At 62.1% G+C, this 7,398-nt stretch carries 4 protein-coding genes; all 4 read left to right on the forward strand.

The genetic code is table 11. From position 1 onward, the window contains the following. The first annotated feature begins 226 nt into the window (after positions 1 to 226). Genes IFO71_RS18140 through IFO71_RS18155 form a run of 4 tightly spaced genes read left to right on the forward strand, consistent with a single transcriptional unit; the run spans position 227 to position 7,015 of the window. Positions 227 to 1,333 carry an ATP-binding protein gene (locus IFO71_RS18140; RefSeq protein ID WP_192031089.1) on the forward strand — a complete coding sequence of 369 codons (1,107 nt, stop codon included), beginning with the start codon at positions 227 to 229 and terminating at the stop codon, positions 1,331 to 1,333. A gap of 23 nt (positions 1,334 to 1,356) precedes the next feature. Then, positions 1,357 to 3,780, forward strand: a complete 2,424-nt coding sequence (locus IFO71_RS18145; RefSeq protein WP_192031090.1) for a DUF5682 family protein — start codon at positions 1,357 to 1,359, stop codon at positions 3,778 to 3,780. Further along, positions 3,777 to 4,889 carry a VWA domain-containing protein gene (locus tag IFO71_RS18150; protein WP_192031091.1) on the forward strand — a complete coding sequence of 371 codons (1,113 nt, stop codon included), beginning with the start codon at positions 3,777 to 3,779 and terminating at the stop codon, positions 4,887 to 4,889. Before IFO71_RS18145 ends, IFO71_RS18150 begins: the two co-directional genes overlap by 4 nt. Then, positions 4,886 to 7,015: a hypothetical protein gene (locus IFO71_RS18155; protein WP_192031092.1), complete on the forward strand. Its 2,130-nt coding sequence runs from the start codon at positions 4,886 to 4,888 to the stop codon at positions 7,013 to 7,015. Before IFO71_RS18150 ends, IFO71_RS18155 begins: the two co-directional genes overlap by 4 nt. The last annotated feature ends 383 nt before the right edge of the window (positions 7,016 to 7,398 follow it).

The following is a 7,398-nucleotide window of genomic DNA, read 5'->3' on the forward strand; positions in this document are numbered from 1 at the left end:
TTGCCATCCAGCTGTACGGCCTGCTTCAGCGACTGAGCGCTTGACAGGCCGGCCAGCGCACTTGAGACCTTTCCGCGACTGCCCCATACAAACGGAAATCTGTCACCCCGGCGAAAGCCGGAGTCCAGCTGAGCGGCCAAAGAAGACAAGGGCAGGCATGCCACAGCACACCCTTGGTCACACCTCGCTCGACCAGCCCCCATCGCATAACCTAAGGTTGCAAACCATGTCCGCTGCAAGCAATGCTGATCAGATTCTGCGTGCACCTGCCGAGCAGGTGTATGCCGATGAACTCTCCCGACTGGCTGAGAAGGATTCCGGCGCGCGCCCGAGCGGCTGGCGTCTGTCACCGCGTGCAGTGCGCAGCTTCATCGTGGGCGATGATGCGCTGGGCATCCGACGCAAGTTCTACGGTGACGATGCGCTGATCGATCGCTGTATCGTTACCCTGATGAGCAATCGCGGCCTGCTGCTGGTCGGCGAGCCCGGCACCGCCAAGTCGATGCTGTCGGAGCTGCTCTGCGCCGCGATCTCCGGCAGTTCCACCCGCACCATCCAGGGTACCGCCGGCACCACCGAAGATCAGATCAAGTACTCCTGGAACTACGCCCTGCTGCTGTCCGAAGGACCGTCGCTGCGTTCACTGGTGCGCGGGCCGATCTACGAGGCTATGCAGCAGGGTCAGTTGTGTCGTTTCGAGGAGATCACCCGCGTGCAGCCGGAGATTCAGGACTGTTTGATCAGCTTGCTGTCAGACAAGGTGCTGCATGTGCCTGAGCTGGATGGCGAGCAGGCCAACGTCTTCGCTGCGCGCGGCTTCAACGTACTGGCCACGGCCAATATCCGCGATCGCGGCGTGCATGAGATGTCCAGCGCCTTGAAGCGCCGTTTCAATTTCGAGACGGTGCGCCCGATCAATGATCGCAAGCAGGAGCTGTTGCTGGTTCGCCAGCAAACCGAAGCTCTGCTGCGCCACGCCGAAATCGAGGTCGACTTCAGCCAGGATGTGGTGGAACTGCTGGTAACCGCGTTCCAGGATCTGCGCAATGGCGTCACCGCTGAAGGCATCGTGGTCGAGCGACCAACAGCAGTGATGTCCTCGGCCGAAGCGGTGGCGGTGGGCTATGCGGCCAGTCTGGACGCGCACTATTTTGGCGCTGGCGAAATCAATGGCGAACACGTCGCGCGCCAGCTGATCGGCACCGTGCTGAAAGACAACCCGGATGACGGCAAGAAGCTGCGCCACTACTTTGACGTGGTGGTAAAACAGCGCGCCCAGCGCGATGCGCAGTGGAAACGAGTGTTGGACGCCCGCCGCGAGTTGGAGCGCTAGTGCTCGGCCAAGCGTCGATACCGTTGGACACTGCGCAAATCCGCGATCTCGCGGCGCAACTGATTTCTCCTGCGCTGGTGGTCTATCCGGTGCGCCACCACAGCCCGGCCTGCGCCTGGTACCTGCAACAGCTGATCACCGAGTGTCAGCCAAGCCTGGTGCTGGTGGAGGGCCCACGCTCGTTTACGCCGATGATCCCTCTGCTGGTGAATCAAAAGGCCAAGATGCCGCTGGCGATCTACACCTATGCGGTGCGCAAGGCGGCCGAAGATCAAGCGGAGAGTCGCCGAGCCGCCTACTATCCGTTCTGCGATTACTCACCTGAGCTGGTCGCACTGCGAGAAGCAGATCGCCTTGGCATTCCGGCCCGCTTTATCGATCTCGACTTCGGCGAGCAATGCGCGCTCGAAGCGGGCCCCGAGGCCGAAGAGCATTCCTTGCTGGATGAGCGACACTACCGTCGCAGCGAGCATCTGCACGCCTTGGCCAATCAGCTCGGCTGTCGTGACCACGAGGAGTTGTGGGAGCACTTGTTCGAAGCCGACCTCGGCAAGGTGACATGGCACGAACACCTGGCTCGCGTGACCGCCTACTGTGCGGTGTCGCGCGAGGATTGCAGCGAGCAGGTGCTGTCTGCCGACGGCACCTTGCAACGCGAAGCGGAAATGCTCTGGCATATCCAGCAGGCCCTGACTCAACGTGATGTTCAGTCGGGTCCGGTGCTGGCGGTGGTGGGCGGCTTTCACGCCGTGGCCTTCCCTGCACAGCTCCAGCAAGCTGTGGTGCGGCCGAAGGTGCTCGTACCCGATCTGCAAGACCAGGCTTCGGCCCTGATTCGCTATGGCTTTGATCGACTGGATCGATTGAACGGTTATGCGGCAGGCATGACCTCACCTGGCTGGCACCAGGCCCTGTGGCAGCGACTGCAGCGCCACGAGAGCGCCGCATCATTGCGCCGCGTGCGCGAACAGGCGGCGCTGGAAACGCTGACCGATATTGCAATCGAATTGCGAGACCAACATGGGCTATCCATCGCCATGCCTGCGCTGGCCGCGGCTTACGAACAGGTACTGCGCCTGACCCAGCTTCGCCAGCGCCCGGCACCGGCACGCAACGACGTGCTGGATGCGGTGACCAGCTGCTTTATCAAGGGCGATATCGAGGCAGATGGCACCTTGATTCTCTCCGTGGCTCGACACGCACTCTGCGGCAAGAGCGTTGGCACGGTGCCACCCGGTGCACACACGCCACCTTTGGTAAAGGACGTGGCCTGGCGTCTGCGTCGTCAACGCCTGAAGGTAGAGGATTCCCAGCCGCGCCGTGCGGTGCTCGATATCTATCGACGACCGGCGCATCGGATCAGCAGTCGCTTGCTGCATGGTCTGAGCTTTCTTGGCATTCCGTTTGCCATTCGTACCGCGGGCCCGGACTTCGCCAACGGCATCGGGCTCGATCGCCTGCAGGAGCACTGGGAGTACGCTTACTCCGCGGCCACTGAGGCGGCCTTGGTCGAAGCCTCGATGTATGGCGTCACCCTGCCCCTGGCGGTGGCGCAGAAATTCGCCGAACAGCTGCTGCGCATGCAGGCCGAGGGGCAGGCTCGCGATGCACGCGCGGCAGCCTCGATGATGGCGCGCGCCTGTGTGCTTGGGCTGCACGATCACCTGCCCAAGGTGCTAGCCATGCTGCGTTCCGCCGTGGCCGAGGATGCCGGCTTTGACGCGGTAGTCGACGCCGTCTCCCAGCTCAGTCTGCTTTGGCAATCACGCGAACCACTGGAGGCACGCGGGCTGGATGAAGTGCCCTCACTGATTCTTGCTGCCTACGAACGCGCGATCTATCTTGGTCATGGCTTGCAAGGCGGCGGTACAGACATCGACGCCATCATCCGTGCTCTTGGCAAATTGCGCGAACTACTGGTTAGCGCCGCCGGCCATGCGCTGGATGCGCAGCTCTACTGGACACTGCTAGCCGAGCTGCAGCGAAGCTGCGATTCCCCTCTGCTGCGTGGCGCGGTAATTGGCCTGCGCTATTCGGCCGGACAGCTGGACGAGCGCACACTCAACAGCGTGCTTGCCGGACATTTTCAAGGACTGGCTGCCACGACTGACGCAGTGGCCTTGTTGCGCGGACTGCTGTCAACAGCGCGCGAAGCCGCCTGGCAGCAACCCATACTGATCGATTTCCTGAACAATCTGCTGAGTGGCTGGACGCAGCAGGACTTCGTCAACAACCTGCCTGAGCTGCGACTGGCCTTTGCCGGCATGACGCCGAAGGAAACCGATCGAATCGCCGAAGCGGTCGCGCAACTACACGGCCTGGAGTCGCTTGGCCCACTGCTCAATCGTGAGATGGATGCCGCTGATGTGCAGCAACATCTGCAGGTATCCGCCACGGTTGCCGAGCTCCTTAGCGCCGAAGGGCTTGGCGCATGGGTGGCACCATGAGCGCGGTACAACGTTGGCGGCTGGTGCTGGGCAAGTACGCGGAGCGTTTGAGCAGCAGTGGCCTCGAGGGTGAAGCTGCACGTATCGACTCGGCGCTCGACTATCTGTATGGCCGCGAGTACCAGGGGCGCGGACTGCGCAAGGAAACCGGGCCCGGCTCACTCGATGCATCGCAGATCACTCTGGTGAACTGGCTGGGCCAGGTACGAGAGCTGTTTCCGCGTCAAACCGCTGAGGTCATCGAGAAGCACGCACTGGATCGCTACGGCCTGACCGAACTGGTTACCGACCCGCAAACCTTGCAGCGACTCGAGCCCAATCATCAGCTGCTGCGCACCCTGCTGACGTTGCGTGGCCACCTGAAGGGCGATGTGCTGCATCTGGCCCGTCGAATCATTCGTCAGGTGATCGAGGAAATACGCCGGCAGCTGGAATCGGAGGTACGCCAGGCGCTTACTGGCCGCCTCAATCGGCAACGCCATTCGCCGATCGCCATTGCACAGAACTTCGACGCCTACGGCACCATTCGCAAGAATCTGAAGCACTTTGATCGCGAACGGCAGAAGCTGGTGATCGAGCAGCTGCGCTTCTTCGAGCGCAATACCCGGCGCCTGCCCTGGGACATCATCCTGTGCATCGACCAAAGCGGCAGCATGACCGATTCGGTCATCCATAGCGCGGTGATGGCCGGCATCCTGGCCGGCCTGCCTGCCTTTCGGGTGAAGATCGTGGTGTTCGATACCAGCGTGGTGGATCTCTCTGACTACGTCGATGACCCGGTGGAGGTACTGCTCAAAGTACAGCTCGGCGGCGGCACCGACATCGCCAAGGCGATGCGCTATTGCGCGCAACTGGTGGAGAACCCCCATCGCACCGTGCTGGCCCTGGTCACCGACTTCTGCGAAGGTGGCCCGCCGAACGAGCTGGTGCGCACCGTGCGCCAATTGGCGGAAGCACGCGTTAAGCTGCTCGGCCTCGCCGCACTCGACGGCGAAGCTCACCCCACGTATGACCGCCAGATGGCCGAACGCCTGGCCCGCTGCGGAATGGAAATCGCAGCCCTCACCCCGCAGCGACTGGCGCAATGGCTGGCCAAGGTGGTGTCGTGAGCCTGCGCGCCAAGCTTCACGAGCCGCTGAGTCGCTTCGACGAAGCCGCCCTTGTTGCCTGGGGAAATCGCGGCTTGCTGCGTCGCGCCACCAAGGACCTTGAGAGCGATTCGCCCTCCGTGCTGGAGGATTCAGACGCAGCACTGAGATTGACGTTTGCCGGCCACCAGATTCATTTCGATGCCGCAGGTCCCGCGCGAGCGAGCTGCTCCTGCCCGACAACCGGCGTCTGCCAGCACCTGCTCGCCGCGGTGTTGTGGTTGCAACGCTCGGCTTCAACCAGTGCCGACGCATCTCCGACTGAGGCAGATACATCTGGCGCGGCCGTCACTGACAACAACAACGCGGGCTTGCACGAAGCACTATCGGCCATCCCTACCCGCAGCATGCTCCAGCACGCCGGCAAGGCCGGCTATCGCTGGGCCTGGCACTACGTACAAGACCTCGATGCCGGCCGCGAGCCCACGATTTCGGCCGGCATCAATATCGTCATTCAATTGCGCGTTCCTAACATCGGGTTCCGCTTCATGGGTGGATCAGTGGAACAGCTGATCGCTGACACCCAGATCAAGGCGATTGAGAAGTATCGCGTAGCCGCCATCCTCGCCTATCGTCTGGCCCATGGCCTGAACATAGACCCACCCGAAAGCAGTACCCGGCCGAAAAACGCTGAGCTGGACCTGGGCCAGGATCACGCAGTCGCTGTCAGCGCAAAAGAAGCCCAGCGCGAATCGCGGGCCCGTCTTCGTGAAAGCACCTGCCAGCTGTTATCAGAGTGCATCGCGCTCGGCTTGTCACACCTGTCGCCGAATGTGCAGGAACGTTTCTCGACCCTGGCCATGTGGGCGCAGGGTGCGGACTACTACCGCCTCGCCCTGCTGCTGCGCCGACTGGCCGATCATGTGGAACTACTGCAACAGCGCGCAGCGGGTGCCGATGAGCATCGCCTCCTGGACGAAATCGCTCTCACTCATGCGTTGGTGTGCGCGCTCACTGCCAACGATGCGCAGGGCCTGGCGCCGGCCCATCTGATTGGCCGCGCACGCAATCGCTATGATGCTGCCGGCGCGTTGACGCTGCTGGGCTTGGGCGCACAGCCATGGCGCTCGGCGTCAGGCTATGTAGGTCTGACCTTGTTGTTCTGGTCAGTAGACCAAGAGGTGTTCTTGACCTGCACCGACGCACGTCCGGAAAACCAACGCTTTGATCCCATCGCCCGCTATCGCGCCCCTGGCCCGTGGTCGGGTTTGGGCGCCGCCGAGCAGGCCACCGGGCGCAGCCTGCAACTGATCGGCGCGCAAACAAGCAGTTCAGGGCGCCTGTCCTCCGCTGAAGGCAGCAGCGCCACCCTGCTGCCGGAGCCACCTCAAGCACTGCCTGCCGGCTTGCCGATCATAGAGCGCTGGTCGGATCTACACGAAAGCCATCGCAACAGTCGCAGCCTGCTGGCCGAGCCGAGGCCCAATCAAGACTGGAAGCTGCTCAAACCAAACCGTTTCGGCCAGCCAAGATTTGAGGCCGCCCGGCAGACCTTGGTCTGGCCGCTCGAAGATGCCGCAGGCCAGGTTCTTAACCTGGAGCTCGCCTATACCGAGCTCAACCAGCACGCCATTGAGCGGATTGAAACCCTGCCTCCGCCCCAATCTGGCGCGACCGCCCTGATGGCGCGAATATCGTCGACCTCGGGCCAACCAGTGGCGCAGCCGCTATGCCTGATCCATCTACCCACCCCTCGTACGCCTCTGCGCATCGATGCCCTGTACTTCGACCAGGCACCGAAACAAGGTGTGATGGACCGAGCCCGAAACGCGCTGCGCTCGATGTCACCCTTTGCCCGCGCAACACCAACCCAGCTCAACCTCGCACGCCTCCCCGCTCCCCTCATCGACCTGCAGCGCTGGCTGCAACGACAGTCCGAACGCGGCCTCAGCGGCGCCATTGAAAGTAAGGTCTCAGCCGAGCTCGGTACTCTCTGCCAGCGCCTAGCCGAGGCCGGATTCAATGCCTTTGCTACCGCACCGCAGCCGCCGCTTGCCAGCGCCATCTTGAGAACGCAGTACATACTCATGCAGCACTTGCCCTTGCTTGGGCATGCGGCCTCAGTGGAGGCCGCAGTTGAGAACTGAGCAAGCGCCATTCCCAGCACTGAACACGGTTGCTCCACGATGCTGCGCTTTCGACTAACGCACAGCCTCTACTACCGCCCACCCTCCGCGCCCTCGACGATCTTGCTTGGATCCTCAAGAAATGCCGACCCTTGCTCACTCAGCGATCGATCTTGCGATGCGATCTCACTCAGAATCGAGCGACTCACTACCTTGTTCGAGAGCAGGCGTTTGCAACGTTGCAGTTGATCTTCATCAATGAGTGTCAGGCAACTGTGTCTTGCGGAATGTGTCAATGGTTTGAGACAGCTTGAATCGTGATTTTAGTGAGCTTTGTTCCCCGTTGACGCTGATTGATCGAGCGGTCGATTGATAAAGACCTGTTCTGGAACGATGGGTGGGCT

This window comes from Pseudomarimonas arenosa (genome assembly GCF_014841215.1).
Taxonomy (GTDB): domain Bacteria; phylum Pseudomonadota; class Gammaproteobacteria; order Xanthomonadales; family Xanthomonadaceae; genus Pseudomarimonas; species Pseudomarimonas arenosa.

Bases quoted from the DNA above. Each gene is read 5' to 3' on its own strand.
- IFO71_RS18150 (WP_192031091.1), top strand. From the start codon at position 3,777: ATGAGCGCGGTACAACGTTGGCGGCTGGTGCTGGGCAAGTACGCGGAG.
- IFO71_RS18140 (WP_192031089.1), top strand. From the start codon at position 227: ATGTCCGCTGCAAGCAATGCTGATCAGATTCTGCGTGCACCTGCCGAG.